Source organism: Stenotrophomonas maltophilia, from assembly GCF_900186865.1.
Lineage (GTDB): Bacteria > Pseudomonadota > Gammaproteobacteria > Xanthomonadales > Xanthomonadaceae > Stenotrophomonas > Stenotrophomonas maltophilia.
The window spans coordinates 284,071-302,255 of record NZ_LT906480.1; the positions used below are offsets into that span (position 1 = coordinate 284,071).

At 64.8% G+C, this 18,185-nt stretch carries 20 protein-coding genes and 1 tRNA gene; 15 read left to right on the top strand and 6 right to left on the bottom strand.

Annotated features, from left to right (window positions below; all coding sequences use genetic code 11):
- Window positions 1–4: 4 nt before the first annotated feature.
- A complete protein-coding gene (locus tag CKW06_RS01365; RefSeq protein ID WP_024956175.1) occupies window positions 5–865 on the bottom strand; it encodes a GPO family capsid scaffolding protein in 861 nt (286 codons plus the stop codon).
- A 154-nt stretch (window positions 866–1,019) separates the two neighbouring features.
- Here CKW06_RS01365 and CKW06_RS01370 point away from each other — a divergent pair, with 154 nt between their 5' ends.
- Genes CKW06_RS01370 through CKW06_RS01385 form a run of 4 tightly spaced genes read left to right on the top strand, consistent with a single transcriptional unit; the run spans window position 1,020 to window position 4,672 of the window.
- Entirely contained in the window at window positions 1,020–2,777 is a 1,758-nt protein-coding gene (locus CKW06_RS01370) for a terminase ATPase subunit family protein (protein WP_024956174.1), read from the top strand.
- Window positions 2,777–3,790 (top strand): phage portal protein, encoded by a 1,014-nt coding sequence (locus CKW06_RS01375; RefSeq protein WP_024956173.1) that lies wholly within the window; start codon window positions 2,777–2,779, stop codon window positions 3,788–3,790. The genes CKW06_RS01370 and CKW06_RS01375 overlap by 1 nt, the downstream gene beginning before the upstream one ends.
- Window positions 3,787–4,044, top strand: coding sequence for a Com family DNA-binding transcriptional regulator (locus tag CKW06_RS01380; RefSeq protein ID WP_076738492.1), 258 nt, complete (start codon window positions 3,787–3,789; stop codon window positions 4,042–4,044). Before CKW06_RS01375 ends, CKW06_RS01380 begins: the two co-directional genes overlap by 4 nt.
- A complete protein-coding gene (locus tag CKW06_RS01385; protein ID WP_024956172.1) occupies window positions 3,962–4,672 on the top strand; it encodes a DNA-methyltransferase in 711 nt (236 codons plus the stop codon). Before CKW06_RS01380 ends, CKW06_RS01385 begins: the two co-directional genes overlap by 83 nt.
- Before the next feature lie 65 nt (window positions 4,673–4,737).
- Here CKW06_RS01385 and CKW06_RS01390 read toward each other — a convergent pair whose 3' ends face one another.
- Window positions 4,738–5,439 carry an NYN domain-containing protein gene (locus tag CKW06_RS01390; RefSeq protein WP_024956171.1) on the bottom strand — a complete coding sequence of 234 codons (702 nt, stop codon included), beginning with the start codon at window positions 5,437–5,439 and terminating at the stop codon, window positions 4,738–4,740.
- A 1,163-nt stretch (window positions 5,440–6,602) separates the two neighbouring features.
- Between CKW06_RS01390 and CKW06_RS01395 the strand changes: the two genes are divergently transcribed.
- Window positions 6,603–6,947, top strand: a complete 345-nt coding sequence (locus tag CKW06_RS01395; RefSeq protein WP_024956170.1) for a hypothetical protein — start codon at window positions 6,603–6,605, stop codon at window positions 6,945–6,947.
- 95 nt (window positions 6,948–7,042) lie between these two features.
- Here the strand turns inward: CKW06_RS01395 and CKW06_RS23435 are convergent, their stop codons facing one another.
- Together CKW06_RS23435 and CKW06_RS01400 are read right to left on the bottom strand one after the other, a co-directional pair.
- Entirely contained in the window at window positions 7,043–7,573 is a 531-nt protein-coding gene (locus tag CKW06_RS23435) for a hypothetical protein (RefSeq protein ID WP_139338717.1), read from the bottom strand.
- Window positions 7,542–8,642: a site-specific integrase gene (locus CKW06_RS01400; protein ID WP_024956169.1), complete on the bottom strand. Its 1,101-nt coding sequence runs from the start codon at window positions 8,640–8,642 to the stop codon at window positions 7,542–7,544. The genes CKW06_RS23435 and CKW06_RS01400 overlap by 32 nt, the downstream gene beginning before the upstream one ends.
- A gap of 125 nt (window positions 8,643–8,767) precedes the next feature.
- Here CKW06_RS01400 and dusA point away from each other — a divergent pair, with 125 nt between their 5' ends.
- The 4 genes from dusA (at window position 8,768) to CKW06_RS01420 (ending at window position 12,558) form a co-directional block, all read left to right on the top strand.
- The gene (dusA, locus tag CKW06_RS01405; RefSeq protein ID WP_032963106.1) at window positions 8,768–9,763 is read left to right on the top strand and encodes a tRNA dihydrouridine(20/20a) synthase DusA; all 996 of its coding nucleotides are present in this window, start codon (window positions 8,768–8,770) and stop codon (window positions 9,761–9,763) included.
- Window positions 9,764–9,976: 213 nt separating this feature from the next.
- A complete protein-coding gene (locus CKW06_RS01410; protein WP_005407693.1) occupies window positions 9,977–10,351 on the top strand; it encodes a hypothetical protein in 375 nt (124 codons plus the stop codon).
- Window positions 10,352–10,424: 73 nt separating this feature from the next.
- The gene (locus tag CKW06_RS01415; protein ID WP_004136763.1) at window positions 10,425–11,108 is read left to right on the top strand and encodes a response regulator transcription factor; all 684 of its coding nucleotides are present in this window, start codon (window positions 10,425–10,427) and stop codon (window positions 11,106–11,108) included.
- 25 nt (window positions 11,109–11,133) lie between these two features.
- Entirely contained in the window at window positions 11,134–12,558 is a 1,425-nt protein-coding gene (locus tag CKW06_RS01420) for an ATP-binding protein (protein ID WP_032963125.1), read from the top strand.
- Between the two features lie 775 nt (window positions 12,559–13,333).
- Here CKW06_RS01420 and CKW06_RS01425 read toward each other — a convergent pair.
- Window positions 13,334–14,125 (bottom strand): M90 family metallopeptidase, encoded by a 792-nt coding sequence (locus tag CKW06_RS01425; protein WP_169922258.1) that lies wholly within the window; start codon window positions 14,123–14,125, stop codon window positions 13,334–13,336.
- Window positions 14,092–14,370 (bottom strand): hypothetical protein, encoded by a 279-nt coding sequence (locus CKW06_RS01430; RefSeq protein WP_005411956.1) that lies wholly within the window; start codon window positions 14,368–14,370, stop codon window positions 14,092–14,094. The genes CKW06_RS01425 and CKW06_RS01430 overlap by 34 nt, the downstream gene beginning before the upstream one ends.
- A gap of 144 nt (window positions 14,371–14,514) precedes the next feature.
- Here CKW06_RS01430 and birA point away from each other — a divergent pair, with 144 nt between their 5' ends.
- The 6 genes from birA to CKW06_RS01460 all read left to right on the top strand — a co-directional run bounded on the left by birA (window position 14,515) and on the right by CKW06_RS01460 (window position 18,028).
- The gene (birA, locus tag CKW06_RS01435) at window positions 14,515–15,480 is read left to right on the top strand and encodes a bifunctional biotin--[acetyl-CoA-carboxylase] ligase/biotin operon repressor BirA (protein ID WP_024956165.1); all 966 of its coding nucleotides are present in this window, start codon (window positions 14,515–14,517) and stop codon (window positions 15,478–15,480) included.
- The gene (locus CKW06_RS01440) at window positions 15,477–16,208 is read left to right on the top strand and encodes a type III pantothenate kinase (protein ID WP_005407698.1); all 732 of its coding nucleotides are present in this window, start codon (window positions 15,477–15,479) and stop codon (window positions 16,206–16,208) included. The genes birA and CKW06_RS01440 overlap by 4 nt, the downstream gene beginning before the upstream one ends.
- Window positions 16,209–16,217: 9 nt before the next feature.
- Complete coding sequence (locus CKW06_RS01445; protein ID WP_005411958.1) at window positions 16,218–17,072, top strand: SPOR domain-containing protein; 855 nt, start codon at window positions 16,218–16,220, stop codon at window positions 17,070–17,072.
- A 40-nt stretch (window positions 17,073–17,112) separates the two neighbouring features.
- A tRNA-Thr gene (locus tag CKW06_RS01450) sits at window positions 17,113–17,188 on the top strand.
- Window positions 17,189–17,379: 191 nt separating this feature from the next.
- Window positions 17,380–17,685, top strand: a complete 306-nt coding sequence (locus CKW06_RS01455) for a type II toxin-antitoxin system RelE/ParE family toxin (RefSeq protein WP_005407702.1) — start codon at window positions 17,380–17,382, stop codon at window positions 17,683–17,685.
- A gap of 40 nt (window positions 17,686–17,725) precedes the next feature.
- Window positions 17,726–18,028 carry an addiction module antidote protein gene (locus CKW06_RS01460; protein ID WP_005407703.1) on the top strand — a complete coding sequence of 101 codons (303 nt, stop codon included), beginning with the start codon at window positions 17,726–17,728 and terminating at the stop codon, window positions 18,026–18,028.
- Window positions 18,029–18,185 lie beyond the last annotated feature (157 nt).

An 18,185-nucleotide genomic window follows, 5' to 3' on the forward strand; every position in this document is an offset into this window, starting at 1 on the left:
CCGATCAGCAATCGGTGATGTTGGCGGCGTCCACATCCTTGCCACCCGGAACAACGGGACGCTGGGTGAATGCCTGCGGGGTTTCGTCCAGCCTCTTGCGCAGGCCAGCGACCTGAGTGGACAGCGCCTGCACCTGCTCGCGCAGTGCGCGATTGTCCTGGCCGAGTTTGGCCATGACTGCATCCTGTTCACCCACTGCGCCGAGCAGCTGAGCGGCGAACTCGGCCACGTTGAACTCGGGATCTTCCTTGGCAGGTACCGGCGCGGCCTTCTTGCCCAGGCCCAGGGTCGAAAGGAGCGCGGCGACCGGGCCGGGACGGGCTTCCGGCTCATCCTCTGCGGTGAATTTGATGACCGTCTCGGTGGCCTCGGTGAACAGGTTCTCCGGGGCCTGCTTGCGGTCCTTCAGCGGGCTGTTCTCCGGGTGCTGGGCCGAGAAGGCGAGCATGCTGGTGCCCAAGCTGGCGGGAGAGTCGGTCACGGCCAGGCCGAACAGGTACGCCTTGCCGCTGTCGGCGAACTCCGGGGAAATCTCGATGCTGGTAAAGACCTTCTGCTTGCGCACGTTGACCATGTCGACCAGGTCATCGGTCGGCTCGACCTGGGCGAAGAGCGCCAGCTTCTTCTTGCCGGCAATTTCCACTTCCTCGGCCTTCACCGCCAGCACATCGCCATAGGCGCGGAAGGGGCTATCCGGCAGCGTGCTTCGGAAGTGTTCCAGCCAGATGCGGGCACCGTACACCTGCGGATCGTAGGTCTCGGCAATCTCGGTGATCTGCTGTCGTTCGATTACTCGGCCGTCGGTGGTTGCGCCTTCGACGGCCACACGGAAGAACTCGGAACGCTTCTTGGATTTGCTGGCCATCTCGCCCTCTGCTGGTGTCGGAGCGCATCGGTTCTCGATGCGATGACCCATGGTCGAATGAGGGCGCTGCAGCGGCAACGCGGTCAGTTTGTAAGCCGCTGTTCTACGTGGGTTTTCCGTGTCGCGCGCGCGTGACGGCGGGCAACCTGTTCACGTGACCAGCGTAGCCGAAAAACTCCACGTCGATCCACGACGCCAAGCCAAGTTCCTGTACTGGATGGGCTGGCGCGTGTGCGATATCGCCTCGCTGATCTGCGAGAAGGAGAAGACGGTCCACAGCTGGAAGGCGCGCGACGAATGGGACCGTGCCGACACCGTCGAGCGCATCGGCGGCGCATTGGAGGCACGCCTGGCCATCCTGATCTACAAGGAAGGCAAGACCGGCGGTGACTTCAAAGAGATTGATCTGCTGCATCGCCAGCTGGAACGGCAGGCGCGCATTCAACGGTACCAGGGCGGCGGCAACGAGGCCGACCTTAACCCGGCAGTGGCCAACCGCAACGCAGCGCCCAAGAAGAAGGCGCGCAAGAACGAGTTCAGCGAGGAAGAGATCGAGCGCCTGCAGACGGCGTTCGTAGATGGCTGTTTCGACTACCAGCGCGATTGGTACCGGGCGGGCAACGAACGCACGCGCATCATCCTGAAGTCGCGTCAGATCGGTGCCACCTACTACTTCGCCCGCGAGGCGCTGATCGACGCGCTGACCACTGGCCGCAATCAGATTTTCCTGAGCGCATCCAAGAGCCAGGCGCACATCTTCCTCGGCTACATGCGCGGGTTCGTGCGTGAGGTGCTGGACCGTGACCTGACCGGCGACCCGATCACCCTGGCCAATGGCGCCGAGCTGTTCTTCCTGGGCACCAACGCCCGCACCGCACAGGGCTACCACGGCAATTTCTACTTCGACGAGTTCTTCTGGACCTACGGTTTCAACCAGCTGAATAAGGTCGCCAGCGGCATGGCGATGCACAAGAAGTGGCGTAAGACCTACTTCAGCACGCCTTCCACGATGGCGCATGAGGCGTTCGACTTCTGGACCGGCGAGCGCTTCAACAAGGGACGCTCGGTGTCCCAGCAGATCCAGTTGGACGTGAGCCATGCGCGACTGATGGGGGGCCGGCGCTGCGAGGACGCCATCTGGCGCCAGATCGTGACCGTGCTGGACGCTGCGGGCCGTGGCTGTGACCTGTTCGATATCGAGGAACTGCGCCGCGACTACAGCGCCGAGGAGTTCGCCAACCTACTGATGTGCGAGTTCGTGGACGACAGCGCCAGTGTGTTCCCGCTGACGATGCTGCAGCCCTGTCAGGTGGATAGCTGGGTCGAGTGGGCGGACGACTACAAGCCGTTCGCCGTCCGTCCCTACGGCGACCGCGCCGTGTGGATCGGCTACGACCCGGCCGAGACCGGCGACAGCGCCGGCATCGTGGTGGTAGCGCCACCGCTGGTGCCTGGCGGCAAGTTCCGCGTGCTGGAACGCCACCAGTTCAAGGGCATGGAGTTCAAAGACCAGGCCGCGTTCATTGAGCAGATCACCAAGCGCTATTGGGTGACCTACATCGGCGTGGACGCGACCGGTATGGGCACCGGCGTTGCACAGCTGGTGCGCCAGTTCTTCCCCGGCGTGACTGTCTTCAACTACTCGCCCGAGGTGAAAACGCGGCTGGTGCTGAAAGCCTACGACGTAATCAATGACGAACGGCTGGAGTACGACGCCGGCTGGACCGACCTCACGCAGTCGCTGCTGGCGATCCAGAAAACCATCACACCGAGCGGGCGCCAGGTGACGTACACCGCCGGGCGCTCGCGTACTACCGGCCATGCCGACTTGGCCTGGGCACTCATGCACGCGCTGCAGAATGAACCGCTGGAAGGCGGACAGGCTGCGCGCGGCACCATGGAGATTTTCTGATGACCGACACCGACCAGGGCGCCATCGCCGCGCCGCCGGTGAGTATCGAAGCGTTCACCTTTGGCGAGGCCAGCCCCGTGCTGGAATCGCGTGGCTTCCTCGACTACCTCGAATGCTGGCGTAATGGCCGCTACTTCGAGCCGCCGGTGGATCTGCAAGGGCTGTCGCGCACCACGCGCTCCAACCCCTACCTGCACAGCGGCCTGACGTTCAAACGCAACATGCTGGTGCGCACGTTCCGGCCGCACCGGCTGCTGAGCCGCGAGGCGTTCTCGCAGCTGGCGCTGGACTACACCACCTTCGGCATGGGGTATGTCGAGCGTCGCCGCGCCCTGTCAGGCGCCGCGCACGGCCTGGCCGTGCCGCTGGCGCAGTACGTGCGCCGTGGGGTGCAGCCCGGTGAGTTCTTCCAGGTGCGTGCAGGACGGGTAGAGCATGAGTTTCCGGCCGGTGAGGTGTTCCAGCTGCGGGAGGCAGATGCCGATCAGGAAATCTACGGTCTGCCGGAATGGATGCCGGCCGTGCAGGCCGCGCTGCTCAACGAATCGGCCACGCTGTTCCGCCGGAAGTATTACAACAACGGCTCCCACGCCGGCTACATCCTCTACCTGACCGACGCGCAGGCGGAGGGCACGGATGTGGACGCGCTGCGCGATGCGCTGCGGCAGTCGCGTGGGCCTGGCAATTTCAAGAACCTGTTCGTGCACTCGCCCAACGGGAAGAAGGACGGCCTGCAGGTGATCCCGGTCAGCGAGGTCGCGGCCAGGGATGAGTTCACCGGCATCAAGAGCGTGACCCGTGATGACATGCTGGCCGCGCTGCGGGTGCCGCCGCAGCTGCTCGGCATCGTCCCGCAGAACAGCGGCGGCTTTGGCTCGATCCGGGACGCGGCGGCGGTGTGGGCGGCTATGGAGCTTGCCCCACTGCAGACGCGCATGACCGCGATCAACGAGTGGCTGGGGCAGGAGGTGATCCGCTTCGACGCCTTCGAGCTGGGAGCGGCAGCGGCATGAATCAAGCACGACAGAACCTGCGCTGCGGCGCCTGTGCGCGCCTGCTGGCCAAAGCAGCTGGCGACTACGACCTACAGATGAAGTGCCCCCGGTGTGGGGACATGAACCACATGAAGGCCCAGAGCCTCTCCACGGATCGCCGCGAGCGACACCACGAAGAAGGCTCTACCCATGAAGAACGAACTGATCCACGGCGATGCGCTGACCGTCCTGCCGACCCTGCCGGCCAACAGCTTCGACGCGCTCATCACTGACCCGCCATACGCCAGCGGCGGCACGCACGCCTCCGCCCGCCAGCGCAGCCCGAACGAGAAGTACATGCAGAGCGGTGGTCCGCACCTGCATGCCGACTTCCCCAGCGACGAGCGCGACCAGCGATCACATCTGGCATGGATGCACCTGTGGCTGGCGCAATGCCACCGCGTCTTGCGGGACGGCGCGCCGGTGTTGCTGTTCACGGACTGGCGGCAGCTGCCGCTGACCACTGACGCGCTGCAGTGTGCTGGCTTCACTTGGCGCGGTGTGGCGGTGTGGGACAAGACGGGCGGCGTGCGGCCGCAGCGTGGCCGCTTCTCCAATCAGGCCGAGTACGTTGTGTGGGGCAGCAAGGGCGGGATGCCGCTGGGCCGGGCGGCGCCCACGCTGCCGGGCGTGTTCCGCGAGGCGGTGCGTAGGGCGGACAAGCACCACCTGACGGGCAAGCCGACCGATCTCATGCGCCAGCTTGTGCGCATTTGCGAGCAGGGTGGCCGCATCCTCGACCCATTCGCAGGCTCTGGCACCACCCTGGTGGCCGCGGATGCCGAGGGTTACAGCTGGACCGGAATCGAGATGACCGCGCACTACTTCGATGTGGCCAGGGCGCGCCTGCACACTACGTAACGCGCGCACATCTCAGCTCAACACAAGCCGCCTTCGGGCGGCTTACTGGGAGTTAGTGCGAAACGCTACCAGTGCGGCGGCTTGTTTATTGGCTTCTTCCCTGTGTGTATCCGGGCGGGCAGCAGCGCTCTCTGCAGTTCTTCATCAAGAAGATACTGCCTTGTCCAATCTGCATGTTGATCGAGGGAAGAACTTACTGCGCGTCCTGTCGGCTTGTGCTTATCAGGCGGGTGTCGTGGGGTCACCACACCCAATCTCACATTGGGGAAATCGCACCGTATGGCTTTCAGTACTGGCTCGACATCACTGTCGTTCGAGCAGACCACCAATTGCTCGTAGCGCCCGGACGCAGCATCCCGGTACATGGCTAGCGCAAGGTTCACATCGGTTTGCTTTTCTTCGATCTTCCACACGCGTACGCGGTGCGTGCGATCGTAGGGCTTGTCAGGGACGAAAGCGGGGATCAGCGTTCCCTTCTTATCCATGCTGTGCTTGCCCAGCGTCTTTGAGAAACGCGTTGGATGCAGATGTTCCAGTGCACGCAGGTAGCTCTCTTGAGCGGCAACGGACGCGGCTCCGTGCGTGGCAAAGCGCCCTAACGCCATTGCTGTGAAGTAGCTCACATGCCGAAGGTCGTTCGCTGGATCTTGATCCCGCAGAAGGATCTCAAACAGATGCACGACGTCGATCCATTTGAACTCCGTGCTGCGGATTCGGCCGTAGTAGAAGTTGTACCCGTCTACGTACACCGCTGTTGGAATGGCCATCTTTGCTTCCTGCAGATGTGAAAAAACCGCCTTTCGGCGGTTTTTTCGTCCCAAGCCGTTTAGCCAACTGAATGACGACGGCGAAGGAGGAGTGGTGAGCAGGATTGTATATCCGGATATGCATGGAATCCCACACAATCCCTATTCCAAATATGGAACGCTACCGTAACGGGGGTGGAACAATGGCGTAACGGCAGCAGCGGGGTACGACAGCGGCCAGGATGATATCTCAACTAGGGAACCGACTCGATCCCGGTTGCGGCGCCCGGCACAGGGGTGCAAGACAGATTCAGCGCGGCCGACGCCCGGCCGGGGCTGCCGGCCCAAGGGCGCAGCAAGACAGATTCAGCGCGGCCGATGCCCGGCCGGGGCGCCCGGCCCAAGGCCAGCAAGACAGATTCAGCGCGACCGAGGCCCAGCGGGGCCGCCAGGGGCAGCAGCGTAAGACAGATTCAGCGCGACGGGCGAGGATCGGCCCCGACCATACCCGATTGGCCGTGTGCGTAGGTTCATGCCGTCTGTACCCCGGCGCGCGCACTCGTCTCCCCGCCACGCCTGCGCACTTCATAGGGTGTTTTTCCTGCACCCCCTACAGCAGCCACCCGGCGAGGCCCTGTATGGCTTTCTCCGGGGTGTGCGGGTCACCGCCGACCCTGCGGTTCCCTGCGCGCAAGGGGGCCTCTCTACGTGCCCTGAGTGGCGAACGCCGTCGGCGTGTCCGTTTAGGGGGGAGGGGGGTGTCCGGAAAGAGGCAACATCTGCAATCGGCCATCGTTTATCCCTGTAAGTCATTGATAGATATGGCTATGGAAGATTGCAAAAGATGTTAATTCGGAGCAATTTCCAAGAATCAAAAATGTAATGTCATTGATTTTTAAGGGAAAAAATCGTGTCGAAGTTGCCCCCTCAAAAGGCAATGTGGTTGCTCGAAGGTTGCCCTATTATTGCCATTGATATAGATAGATAAATAATTGATTTATAAGTAATTTATAGTCGGTCAGAACGTCGATTGCAGAAATTGCTAGTTCCCGATGGCCGAATGATTTTTTGCAACTAAAGGGCCGGAAGGTTGCCTTGGCATCCCCGCTACCGCACATGCACTCTCACTAGACGCACGTCGCGTTGTCGCAGCCTTTGCGACGGCCAGCCGTATCCTGCCGCCCATGCCGCTGCCCCCCGACTTCTACTGGACGACACGCTCAGCCAGCTGGCCAAGCGAACCGCTGACCGTGATCGCTTGCGACGGGGTGTGGGTGGTGTCCATGACGCAGCGCGTTGACGACGACACCTGGATCGCCAGCCTTGATCGGCACCGGCATGGGCCCGGTGGGCCATCCCGCCGCTGCAGTAGCTACGAGCAGGGCCGCGCCGGCGCCGAGATGTGGGTGGCCAGGCATGAGGCCCGCCTGCGCGAGGACGTGGCCAAGATCAACGCGTATCAGGAGGCGGTGCGCGCGAACAGGCTTGCCAAGCTGCACACCCCGCCACCCTTCAGCTGGGAAGCTTAGAGAGTCGTAGCGGAAAGTGGGCGGCTACTTACCTGGCGCATCACTTCCTGCTCTGGCTTGGGAGAGACGAAGCGCGGTTGAGCATTTCTGGCCGATCAAATTTCCAAATCGAACACTTCCAAGAAGAACGGGCAACTGATTTCTGGCCATAGTGTGCTAAGCGACGCAGCACATTTTCGGAGCGTGTTTAGATCAACCTCATGCTCATTTTCAATAGCTGCATCGGGGAGAGTGACATGCTTGTCCAGTATCAGAGTTGCCTCTCTTTCCCAAGGAAATGCGCCTTGGTTGGGGCCTAGGGTGATTCCAACATCCCGAAGGAGGGTGGTATTGGTCTCGATCACGATACCTTTGACCCCAGTTCGCCAGCGACTGCTTAGTGAGTACCACGCCGCTACGTCGAAGGACTCAGTGAATGAGAGGAATGCACCCTTGTTCTTCGTGCTGCAGTAGGTGTGCAGCAGTTGGGCGGAGGCCAAAGAAGCCCCAGTTCCAGCATTGCTCTGTGTGTCGCTGGTGTAGCCATCATCGGTAGTAAAGTGCTCGGCAATAGCGCGATCACTTTTTCGGCGAAGTCCCTGCCGGGATTCAAATTCAGGGCTGCTCATTCCGCGATAGAGTTTCATCTGCCTGATCCATTTGATTGCGATGCAACGATTCGGGACGGAGCTGCGTGTAGCGCTTCAACTCGTTCCATGACGTGTGAAGGGTCACGGCAGCGACCTCGGGGATATCGTAGCCCTGCTCGAACAGCCGCGACGTGGCTTCGTGCCGCAGGTCGTGGAAACACAGATCCTCAATCCCGAGCGCGCTGCAGGCGCGGGTAAAGGACGTGCCTACGGATTTCGAGTTGTAGGGGAAGATCCGGTTCTCGCCGGCGATCTGCGGTTGTCGCTGCACCAAGTCCCAGGCTTCGCCCAGCAGAGGGAACGTCCTATGGTTGCCGATCTTGGCGCGGGGGGGCTTTGCGTCCCTGAGCATCGCCGTCCGCTTCACGCTGTCCAGATCTGACCACAGCAGCCGGGTGATTTCGCTTTCCCGCTTGGCCGTGAGGATGGCGAAGGTGACGATATCGCTCATAGGGATTGTTGAGCGCCAGGCCGCGGCTGCGTAGTACGCATGCAGGCGCTGCAGTTCTTCGTCGGTCGGGCGTCGGTCGCGCTTCTTGGATTTGGCTACCAGCTTCAACAGCCGCAGTACAGGCCGAGCGTCGGCAACTGGGTCACTGGCAAGCTTCACTCCCTTCATTGGTCCAGCCAGTTTCAGCAGCTCGGACAGGAAGCCCAGCTCGACGTTCATGGTGGCGGCCGAGCAAGGGGGGATAATGTGGCCCTTGGCGTTCATGTGGTCGCCGTGGACCCGCCGGCGGGCGTGGTCGATCACGTCGTTTGCGGTGAGGCTTGTGGCCACGATGCTGCCCAGGCTTTCGCGTAAGCGGCTGAGGTTGCCCGTCTGGGTCGTGCCAGCCGCCTTCACAGCGGCCAGGTCATCGATACGCCAATCGATCAACTGATCGATGGTCAGATCCTCGCCGGGTGTACCGCCACGGGCCTCGTAGTCTGCCAGTTCGCGTTCGATCCGGTCGGCCCAGGTCTTGGCGGCTGTCTTGGTCGGGAAGGTCTTGCTCTGTGTTGCGTGACCCTTGCGGCGCACAATGGCGCGCCAGCGGCCGTTGCGCGGTTGTAGCGTTGCCATCGATGTACCAGCTCCCGGTGTACCACTTTTTTCTTGGTACGCGGATGGTACATATGAATGGGAATAACCGGGAATAATTGGGAAAAATCGGGTACTTCTGTGTACCCGTATATGGTGCTAACTACATGAAAAGATTGAAAACTGAGGATGTTCGGCTGTCCGTGGCGCCCATGATGGACTGGACCGACCGCCATTGCCGCGTGTTCCATCGCGTGCTGGCGCCGGGTGCACGCCTGTACACGGAGATGGTGCACGCCAACGCGGTCATCCACGGCGACCGCGAGCGCCTGCTCGGCTTCGATCGCAGCGAACAGCCGCTGGCGCTGCAGCTGGGCGGCAGCGATCCGGCCCTGCTGGCGCAGGCTGCGCGCATTGCTGCCGAGTGGGGATACGACGAGGTCAACCTCAACTGCGGCTGCCCGTCCGACCGCGTGCAGGCCGGGCGTTTCGGCGCCTGCCTGATGCGCGAGCCGGTACTGGTGGCCGAGTGCGTGGCGGCCATGGTCGATGCGGTCGACATCCCGGTAACGGTGAAGTGCCGCCTGGGCGTGGACGAGGACAACGACTACGACGTGTTTGCCAGCTTCGTCGACCGCCAGGTCGCCGCTGGTGCGGCGATGGTGGTGGTGCATGCGCGCAACGCGTGGCTGAAGGGCCTGTCGCCGAAGGAGAACCGCGAGGTTCCGCCGCTGAAGTACGACTGGGCCTACCGCCTGAAGCAGGAGCGCCCGGCACTGCCGGTGGTGATCAACGGTGGCCTGGCCAGCATCGAGGCGGTACAGGCGCAGGCCGCGCACGTCGATGGCGTGATGCTGGGCCGGGCGGCCTATCACGACCCCTATCTGCTGCATCAGCTGGAGGCGCTGCACACCGGCGCCCCGCTACAGGCACGCGGTGACCTGCTGCGCGCGATGCGCCCCTACATCGAGGCGCGGCTGGGCGAAGGCCTGGCGCTGAAGCACATCACCCGCCACCTGCTCGGCCTGTTCCATGGCCAGCCCGGTGGTCGCGCATTTCGCCAGGTGCTGAGCGAGGGCGCACACCGCCCGGGCGCCGGCTGGAGCCTGATCGAACAGGCCTTGGCGGTCACCGAACGCGAAGCTGATCGCACCGCGGCGTGACGTCGGTCACAGTCCTGACTTGACAAGGGGCGGCGATTCGTCCCGAATGTTCACCTAGATGAACGACGCGAGCGCAGGGCCGGAAAAGTTCAGACCGGATTCACTGCCCCAAACCAAGAATTTGCAAAGGATTTGTAAAGCGCCGGGTCCCGAACCCAGCTCCCGGATTTACGACTTTTGAACGAATCGCCGTGCTCGGCTAGGATCGCATCGATGTCTTCCGCTCCCTTCCATCGCCGCATTGCCCTGGCCACCTGCGTGGTGCTGGCGGCTGCGCCGCTGTCTTCGGCGCTGGCGCAACAGCCGCCGCGTGGCGATCAGGGGCGCGCGGAGATGATGGAGCGGGGCGAGCGCGGTGGCCGTGGCGACGAGCGCTCGCTGTCCGATGCCGTGCGCCGCGTGCAGCGCACCACCGGCGGCCACATCCTCGGCGCCGAGCGCGTGCCGTTCGATGGGCGTGACATCAACCGGGTGAAGTACATGGACGACCGGGGCCGGGTCCGCTACATGGACGACCCCGCACCGTCGCGTTCACAGCCGCGCACGCCGCGGTCGGATATGTCATCACTACGCGGCGATAACCCCTGAACAGGGATAGTTGTCGCTATCAACCCGTACCCCACAGGCCTCCGGGCCACACCCAGGACACTAGGGAGAGTTCATGCGTATCCTTCTGGTCGAAGACGAAGCCCCGCTGCGTGAGACCCTGGCAGCCCGGCTCAAGCGCGAAGGCTTTGCCGTCGATGCTGCGCAGGACGGCGAGGAAGGCCTCTACATGGGGCGCGAAGTTCCGTTCGATGTCGGCATCATCGACCTCGGCCTGCCCAAGATGTCGGGCATGGAGCTGATCAAGGCCCTGCGTGACGAAGGCAAGAAGTTCCCGGTGCTGATCCTGACCGCGCGTTCGAGCTGGCAGGACAAGGTCGAAGGCCTGAAGCAGGGCGCCGACGACTACCTGGTCAAGCCGTTCCACGTCGAAGAGCTGCTGGCCCGCGTCAACGCGCTGCTGCGCCGCGCCGCCGGCTGGAGCAAGCCGACCCTGGAATGCGGCCCGGTCGCTCTGGACCTGGCTGCGCAGACCGTCAGCGTGGCCGGCAGCAATGTCGACCTGACCAGCTACGAATACAAGGTGCTGGAGTACCTGATGATGCACGCCGGTGAACTGGTCTCCAAGGCCGACCTCACCGAGCACATCTACCAGCAGGACTTCGACCGCGACTCGAACGTGCTGGAGGTCTTCATCGGCCGCCTGCGCAAGAAGCTGGACCCGGATGGCGAACTGAAGCCGATCGAGACCGTGCGCGGCCGCGGCTACCGTTTCGCGATTCCGCGCAACGAGGGCTGAGCCGGCTCAGCCTGGCGAGACCATGATGTCCGGCCGTCTGTGGTTCTTCCGACGCTGGCGGCCGCGCTCCCTGCAGGCGCGCCAGATGCTTGCCGCGTCCGTGGGCCTGGTCGCGTTCCTGGCCCTGGCCGGTTACGCACTCGACGCCGCCTTCGCCGATACGGCGAAGGCGAACCTGCGTGAGCGCCTGAAGAACTACGCCACCGCGTACGCGGCCGGCATCGACTTCACCCGCGACCGCTCGCTGTACATCCGCGAGCAGCCGCCGGATTCGCGCTTCGACGTGCCGGGCAGTGGCCTGTACCTGCAGGTGGTGATGCCGCACGGCAAGGGCAATTCGATGTCCGCCGAAGGCCCGATGCTGCCCACCGTCGGCGGCGGCCTGCTGGCACCGCGCCAGGAAGTGTTCGAAGGCCCGCTGCCGATGATCCAGATCGACGGCAGCCAGGGCTCGGTGTACCGCTATGGCCTGGGCCTGGTGTGGGACGCCGACGCCGACCCGGCCACCGAATTCCCGTACACCATCTATGTGATGGAAGACTCGCGCGCGCTGGGCGCGCAGCTGCGCGTGTTCCGCGGCCGTGTCTGGTTCTACCTGGGCGGCATCGGCCTGATCCTGCTGCTGCTGCAGACCGTCATCCTGCAGTGGAGCCTGCGTCCGCTGCGTCGGGTGATCACCGAGCTGACCAAGGTGCAGCGCGGCGAGACCGAGCGCATGAGCGAGCGCCACCCGCGCGAGCTGGAACCGCTGACCGACAGCATCAACGCCTTCATTGAAAGCGAGCGCGAGAACCTCGAGCGCCAGCGCAACACCCTGGCCGACCTGGCACACAGCCTGAAGACGCCCATTGCGGTGCTGCGCACGCAGATGGACAGCGGCGCGGGCGATGGCGCGCTGCGCGAGGAGCTGGACGTGCAGCTGCAGCGCATGAACAACCTGGTTTCGTACCAGCTGGCACGTGCTGCGTCGTCGGGCCACAAGCTGTTCTCCGCGCCGCTGCCGATCGAGTCCAACGCTGAGGAAATCGTACGTGGCCTGGAGAAGGTCTACGCCTCCAAGGGCGTGCTGTGCGAGTTCGATATCGATCCGGCCGCACGCTTCCACGGCGAGCCGGGCGACCTGCAGGAACTGCTTGGCAACCTGCTGGAAAACGCCTTCAAGTGGGCCAACCGCCGCGTGCTGCTGACCGCGCAGCCGCTGTCGGCACCGAACGCGCGCCGCGCTGGTCTGCTGCTGGCGGTGGACGACGATGGCCCGGGCATTGCCCCGGACGACATCGGCAAGGTGCTGCAGCGTGGCGTGCGTGGCGACGAGCGCGTGCAGGGCCACGGCATCGGCCTGTCGATCGTGCAGGACCTGATCAAGGATTACCGCGGCGAACTGGTCGTCGGCCGTTCCAGCGAACTGGGCGGCGCCCGTTTCGAAGTGCGTTTGCCGCCGGGGCCGTAAACCTTCGCAATCGGTAGTGCCGGCCGCTGGCCGGCAACTTCATGATCTTCGGTGGCATTACCGGGTTGCCGGCCAGCGGCCGGCACTACCGTGTTTCGATCTTTGGCGGCTCGCCGTAGAACCGCTGCAGCCACGCGTTCCCGTCCGCCGGGCATCGCCTGACGCAACAGCGCGTGGTGTTCCGGTAGTGCCGGCCGCTGGCCGGCAACTTCATGATCTTCGGTGGCATTACCGGGTTGCCGGCCAGCGGCGGGCACTACCGTGTTTCGATCGTCGGCGGCTCGCCATGGAACCGCCGCAGCCGCGCGTTCCCGCCCGTCCGCCGGGCATCGCCTGGCGCAACAACGCAGGGTGTTCCGGTAGTGCCGGCCGCTGGCCGGCAACCTCATGATCTTCGGTGGCATTGCCAGGGTGCCGGCCAGCGGCCGGCACTACCGTGTTTCGATCGTCGGCGGCTCGCCGTGGAACCGCCGCAGCCACGCGTTCCCGTCCGCCGGACATCGCCTGGCGCAACAACGCGTGCGTAGTCCGGTAGTGCCGGCCGCTGGCCGGCAACCTCATGATCTTCGGTGGCATTGCCAGGTTGCCGGCCAGCGGCCGGCACTACCGTGTTTCGATATTCGGCGGCTCGCCGTAGAACCGCTGCAGCTGCGCGTTCCCGTCCGCCGGGCATCGCCTGACGCAACAGCGCGTGCGCAATCCGGTAGTGCCGGCCGCTGGCCGGCACCCTCATGATCTTCGGTGGCATTACCGGGTTGCCGGCCAGCGGCCGGCACTACCGTGTTTCGAACTTTGGCGGCTCGCCGTAGAACCGCTGCAGCTGCGCGGCCACCTCCGGCAACGCCTGCTGCAGCAGATCCGGTGCCGAGAAGTGATACTCGCTGGCCACCGCGAAGAACTCTTCCGGCGCCTCGGCCGCGTACGGGTCGATCAACGTCTCCTCGCCGGCATCCACCTGCGCGCAGAAGGCGTCGTAGGAACGCTGGAAGGTGGCTGCCCACTCGCGCTGCCACTCGCGCGGCAGTGGCGGCGTGCCGTCCATCGCGCCATCCAGCGCATCCAGCTTGTGCACCATCTCGTGCACCGCCACGCAGTAGCCCTCGTGCGGCGTCGCCAGGTCGGCCTGCACATCGGCCCACGACAGGATCAACGGACCGCTGTCCCACGACTCGCCAATCAGTTCGTCATCCCACTCATGCAGTACGCCGGCCGCATCCATGTGGCTGCGATGTACGCGGAATGCATCGGGGTAGACGATCAGCTGCGACCAGCCTTCCAGACCCACCTCGCCGAACTCCAGCAGCGGCAGGCAGCACAGTGCCGCCAGCAGCACGCCATCGCCGGCCTCCAGCTGCAGCTCGCCGATCGGAGTAATGGTCTTCTCGTGCAGGAAGCGCGTGGCCAGCAGGCGCAATCGCGCGCGGCGTTCGTCGTCCAGACCGTGCAGCCAGGCGGCGCGGCGGCAGGCCTCATTCCACAGTACATCGTCGATCGGCCGCGGCGCAGGCCGCAGCCACTGCAGCAACGACTTGATCAGCGGAACATTCCCGGCAGGTAGCTGTGCCACTTCGGTGCGCGGATGCGCTGCAGCACGTCGTCATCGCTGCCACCGCCGCCCGTGCTGGTGTTGGCTGCCGGGCGGACCGGTGCCGGCTTGGTGGTGGCGGCCGAAGCGGTCGCGGTCGGTGCACGCTGCGAAGCGGCATCGCCGTTGGAGGACACGCAGGCGCCGCGGCTGTCGTCCAGCGCTGCCGTCGCAGACGCCGCGAAGGGCATCGTCAGCAGGATCAGGCAATGGGCATAACGGCGCATTGACGACATCCACGTTAAGGGAAGGTGAGTTCCCGATTCTAGCCCGAACCCGGCGCCCCGTTGGAAGCCCCCGCGGAACCCAGCGTGGCGGGCGCCGCTGGCGGCTTTCCCGCATAATTCCTTCCTGACTTCGTGGAAGCTGCCGTGGACGACCGCCAATTGCTGGCCAAACTCGCTGCCGGTCGCCTCTCCGGCGACGCCCTGGCCCGTGAGCTGGGCCAGACCCGGGCGGCCATTTGGAAGCGTATTCAAGGACTTAGAGCCGCCGGTGTAGACATCGAGGGCCGCGCTGGCGAGGGCTATGGCCTGACCCGCCCGGTCGACCTGCTGGACCCGGATGCGATCCGTGCCGGCCTGCCCGCCGACGTCCAGGCCCTGCTGCACGACCTGCAGGTCGCTTGGACAGTGGACTCGACCAACGCCGAATTGCTGCGTTGCAGCGCGCCCCAGCGCGGGGTGAGCGTCCTGCTGGCCGAGCGCCAGACCGGCGGCCGCGGCCGTCGCGGCCGTACGTGGGCGTCGCCGCTGGCCGCGCATATCTACCTTTCGGTGCTGCGGCTGTTTTCCGGTGGCCTCGGTCGCCTGGCCGGGCTGAGCCTGGTGGCCGGCATCGCCGTGGCCGAAGCGCTGCACGACCTGGGCTACACCCAGGCGCAGCTGAAGTGGCCGAACGACCTGCTGGTCGATGGCCGCAAGCTGGTCGGCCTGCTCGCAGAAGGCGGTGGCGAATACGCCGGCCCGGCGCGCGCGGTGATCGGCATCGGCATCAACACGCACATGCCGCCGTCCTTCGCCGAGCAGATCACCCAGCCGTGGGTGGACCTGGACACGCTGGCCGGCAAGCCGGTGGACCGCAACGTGGTGGTTGCTGCCGTGCTGGCGCGCCTGCTGCCGGCACTGGAAGAATTCGATCGCGAAGGCCTCGCTCCCTTCCTGCCGCGCTACGCCGCGTTCGACATGCTGGCCGGTCGCGAAGTACGGGTGGAACTGGAAGGGCAGTGGCAGCATGGCACCGCACTCGGCCTGGCTGATGACGGCGCCTTGCGCGTGCGCATCGATGGCCGTGAGCGCCTGCTGCACGCCGGCGAAGTCAGCGTGAGGGCGGCATGAGCGATTGGTTGTTCGACCTCGGCAACTCGCGCTTCAAGTTCGCGCCGTTGCAGGGTGACCGTGCCGGTGACGTGCAGGCCTGGGCGCATGGCGCCGAAGGCATGGCCGGACAGCCGCCGCACAGCCTGCCCAGCGGCACCACCGCGTTCGTGGCCAGCGTGGCCGCACCGTCGCTGACCAGCGCGATGCTGGACCAGCTGCAGCGTCGCTTCGAGCACGTGCACGTGGTGCGTACCAGCGCCGAATGCGCCGGTGTGCGCATTGCCTATGCCAAGCCGGAAAAATTCGGTGTGGACCGCTTCCTGGCCCTGCTGGCTGCCGCAAAGGCACAGCGCCCGGTGCTGGTGGTCGGCGTGGGTACCGCATTGACGATCGATCTGCTCGACGCCGACGGCCAGCACCACGGTGGCCGCATTTCAGCATCGCCCACCACCATGCGCGAAGCGTTGCACGCCCGTGCCGTGCAGCTGCCGGCCACGGGTGGTGACTACAGTGAGTTCGCCAACGACACCGCCGACGCGCTCGCCTCCGGCTGCGATGGTGCGGCCGTGGCACTGATCGAACGCAGCGCACAGCAGGCGCACACGCTGCTGGGCGTCGCACCGTCGCTGCTGGTGCATGGTGGCGGCGCACCGGCGCTGATGCCGTTGCTGCCCGGCGCGGATTACCACCCCTCGCTGGTGCTGGATGGCCTCGCCCGCTGGGCGGTGCACCAGCCCGCAGGCTAGTATCCGCGCATGCTGACCCGTGCCCTGATCGTCGTACTGGCCATCCTCAATCTTGGCGTCGCCTGCTGGTGGCTGCTGCGCGATGCGCCGCAGAAGCCTGCGCCGCCGCCGCAACCCGCCGGCGTGGCCGAGCTGCGCTGGGTGCCCGGTGGCGTGGATGCCGCTGCGGCCGCCGAAGCCACGGCTGCCGCGCCGACCGCGCCGTTGATGGAGCGCGAACCGGCGGAGAAGACGGCCGTGGCTGTAACGCCGGCGCCCGCCGCCCCGGCCAAGCCGGAGATTGCCAAGCCGCAGGCGGCTGAGGCTACGCCGGTTGCTGCCGCTGCCAAGCCGGCAACACCGCCTGCACCGACCCCGACCCCGGCACCGGAGAAGCCCGCAACCCCGCCCGCGGCCGCCGAGCCGCCGCGCTGCGTCGCGCTGGGCCCGTTCGCCGACCGCGCCGCCGCTACCAGTGCGCAGGGCAAGGCCAGCACGCTGCTCAGCCAGGTGCGCCTGCGCGAACAGCCTGCTGCCAGCGGCAGTGCCCGTTACCGGGTGATGCTGCCGGCCGCCGCCAACCGCGAAGAAGCCCAGGCCACCGTGAAACGCATCGTCGCCGCTGGCCTGAGCGACTACTACATCATCAGCCAAGGCGAGGAGGCCAACGCCGTGGCGCTGGGCCAGTACCGCAACCGCGAAGGCGCCGAGCGGCGCATGGCGGCGGTGCAGGCCGCCGGCTTCCAGCCGCGCCTTGTCGCCAGCGGCGACGCCGGGCAGTGGTGGCTGGAAGGGCAGCTGGCGGCAGGCACGCAACCGGCCCAGGCCCAGCAGCGCAGCGGGGCGGCACAGAGCCGGTCGCTGGAATGCGCAAGGTTGCGCTAGAATCCCCGGACCGCGGCGCTGCCGCCGGTGATCCACCCATGCCGCTTTAGCTCAGTTGGTAGAGCAACTGTCTTGTAAACAGTAGGTCATCCGTTCGATTCGGATAAGCGGCACCAATGGGCATCTGCCAATCTCTTTTTGCAGCGGCTGCGCGTTGGCCAGTCGGGCGCCGATCCCGCCCCCCCTCCTTCCTTCTCCGCTGTTCTCCCTCGCGGCGTGTGATGCGTCGCTCTGCACTTCCCTGCGCGCGATCCTGATTGTTGAACCTGATTGTTGAAAGTATGTAGCCAGTAGGCTACATTTCTCCATGAAGATCCAGCGTACCCGTCAGTTCGCGACATGGATTGACGCTCTCAAGGACGTAACCGCACGCGCTCGCATCCTGGCCCGTATCGGTCGGCTCGCTGAAGGCCATCCTGGTGATCACCGCTATCTGGCGGATGGCGTTTCTGAATTGCGTATCGATGCAGGACCCGGTTACCGCGTGTACTACACCCAGCGGGGCAGGCAGTTGGTGATTCTTCTGGTCGGAGGCGACAAGGGTTCGCAACAGCGCGATATAGAGAAGGCCAAGGAGATTGCGCGTGCCCTGCGAGCATCGAACTGGTTGTAGGCGAAACGACTCAATACCGAAGTACTGGAGCTGTCCCATCATGGCTATCAAGAAGAAAGTTGAACTCGAAGCATTTGATGTGGCCGAACACCTTCATACACCGAAGGAAATGGCGGCCTATCTCGATGCATGCATCGAAGAAAGCGACGGCGATTCGGCATTCATCGCCAAGGCGCTGGGCGATATCGCGCGTGCCCAAGGGATGAGCAAGGTCGCACGTGCGGCGGGCCTGTCGCGGGAGAGTCTGTATCGTGCCCTGTCTGGCGAGCGCAGCCCTGATTTCTCGACCATCCTGAAGGTGACTCGTGCCCTGGGTGTGCGCCTGCATGCCAGCGCTGCATGAGCGTACGTGCGGACCTTGATGCGTTGGCACGTCGCTGGACGTAAAGCGCACGGAAAAGCATGAAAAAACCGCCTTTCGGCGGTTTTTTCGTCCCAAGCCGGTGAGTCAACTCAATGACGCGGCAAAGGAGGAGTCGTTTGGCCATTCTGGCTCGAAG

What these genes read in the sequence shown, in the direction of transcription:
- CKW06_RS01365 (WP_024956175.1), bottom strand. Translation starts at nt 865, where the DNA reads ATGGCCAGCAAATCCAAGAAGCGTTCCGAGTTCTTCCGTGTGGCCGTC.
- CKW06_RS01375 (WP_024956173.1), top strand. Translation starts at nt 2,777, where the DNA reads ATGACCGACACCGACCAGGGCGCCATCGCCGCGCCGCCGGTGAGTATC.
- CKW06_RS01380 (WP_076738492.1), top strand. Translation starts at nt 3,787, where the DNA reads ATGAATCAAGCACGACAGAACCTGCGCTGCGGCGCCTGTGCGCGCCTG.
- CKW06_RS01385 (WP_024956172.1), top strand. Translation starts at nt 3,962, where the DNA reads ATGAAGAACGAACTGATCCACGGCGATGCGCTGACCGTCCTGCCGACC.
- CKW06_RS01390 (WP_024956171.1), bottom strand. Translation starts at nt 5,439, where the DNA reads ATGGCCATTCCAACAGCGGTGTACGTAGACGGGTACAACTTCTACTAC.
- CKW06_RS01395 (WP_024956170.1), top strand. Translation starts at nt 6,603, where the DNA reads ATGCCGCTGCCCCCCGACTTCTACTGGACGACACGCTCAGCCAGCTGG.
- CKW06_RS23435 (WP_139338717.1), bottom strand. Translation starts at nt 7,573, where the DNA reads ATGAAACTCTATCGCGGAATGAGCAGCCCTGAATTTGAATCCCGGCAG.
- CKW06_RS01400 (WP_024956169.1), bottom strand. Translation starts at nt 8,642, where the DNA reads ATGGCAACGCTACAACCGCGCAACGGCCGCTGGCGCGCCATTGTGCGC.
- dusA (WP_032963106.1), top strand. Translation starts at nt 8,768, where the DNA reads ATGAAAAGATTGAAAACTGAGGATGTTCGGCTGTCCGTGGCGCCCATG.
- CKW06_RS01410 (WP_005407693.1), top strand. Translation starts at nt 9,977, where the DNA reads ATGTCTTCCGCTCCCTTCCATCGCCGCATTGCCCTGGCCACCTGCGTG.
- CKW06_RS01415 (WP_004136763.1), top strand. Translation starts at nt 10,425, where the DNA reads ATGCGTATCCTTCTGGTCGAAGACGAAGCCCCGCTGCGTGAGACCCTG.
- CKW06_RS01420 (WP_032963125.1), top strand. Translation starts at nt 11,134, where the DNA reads ATGTCCGGCCGTCTGTGGTTCTTCCGACGCTGGCGGCCGCGCTCCCTG.
- CKW06_RS01430 (WP_005411956.1), bottom strand. Translation starts at nt 14,370, where the DNA reads ATGCGCCGTTATGCCCATTGCCTGATCCTGCTGACGATGCCCTTCGCG.
- CKW06_RS01440 (WP_005407698.1), top strand. Translation starts at nt 15,477, where the DNA reads ATGAGCGATTGGTTGTTCGACCTCGGCAACTCGCGCTTCAAGTTCGCG.
- CKW06_RS01445 (WP_005411958.1), top strand. Translation starts at nt 16,218, where the DNA reads ATGCTGACCCGTGCCCTGATCGTCGTACTGGCCATCCTCAATCTTGGC.
- CKW06_RS01455 (WP_005407702.1), top strand. Translation starts at nt 17,380, where the DNA reads ATGAAGATCCAGCGTACCCGTCAGTTCGCGACATGGATTGACGCTCTC.
- CKW06_RS01460 (WP_005407703.1), top strand. Translation starts at nt 17,726, where the DNA reads ATGGCTATCAAGAAGAAAGTTGAACTCGAAGCATTTGATGTGGCCGAA.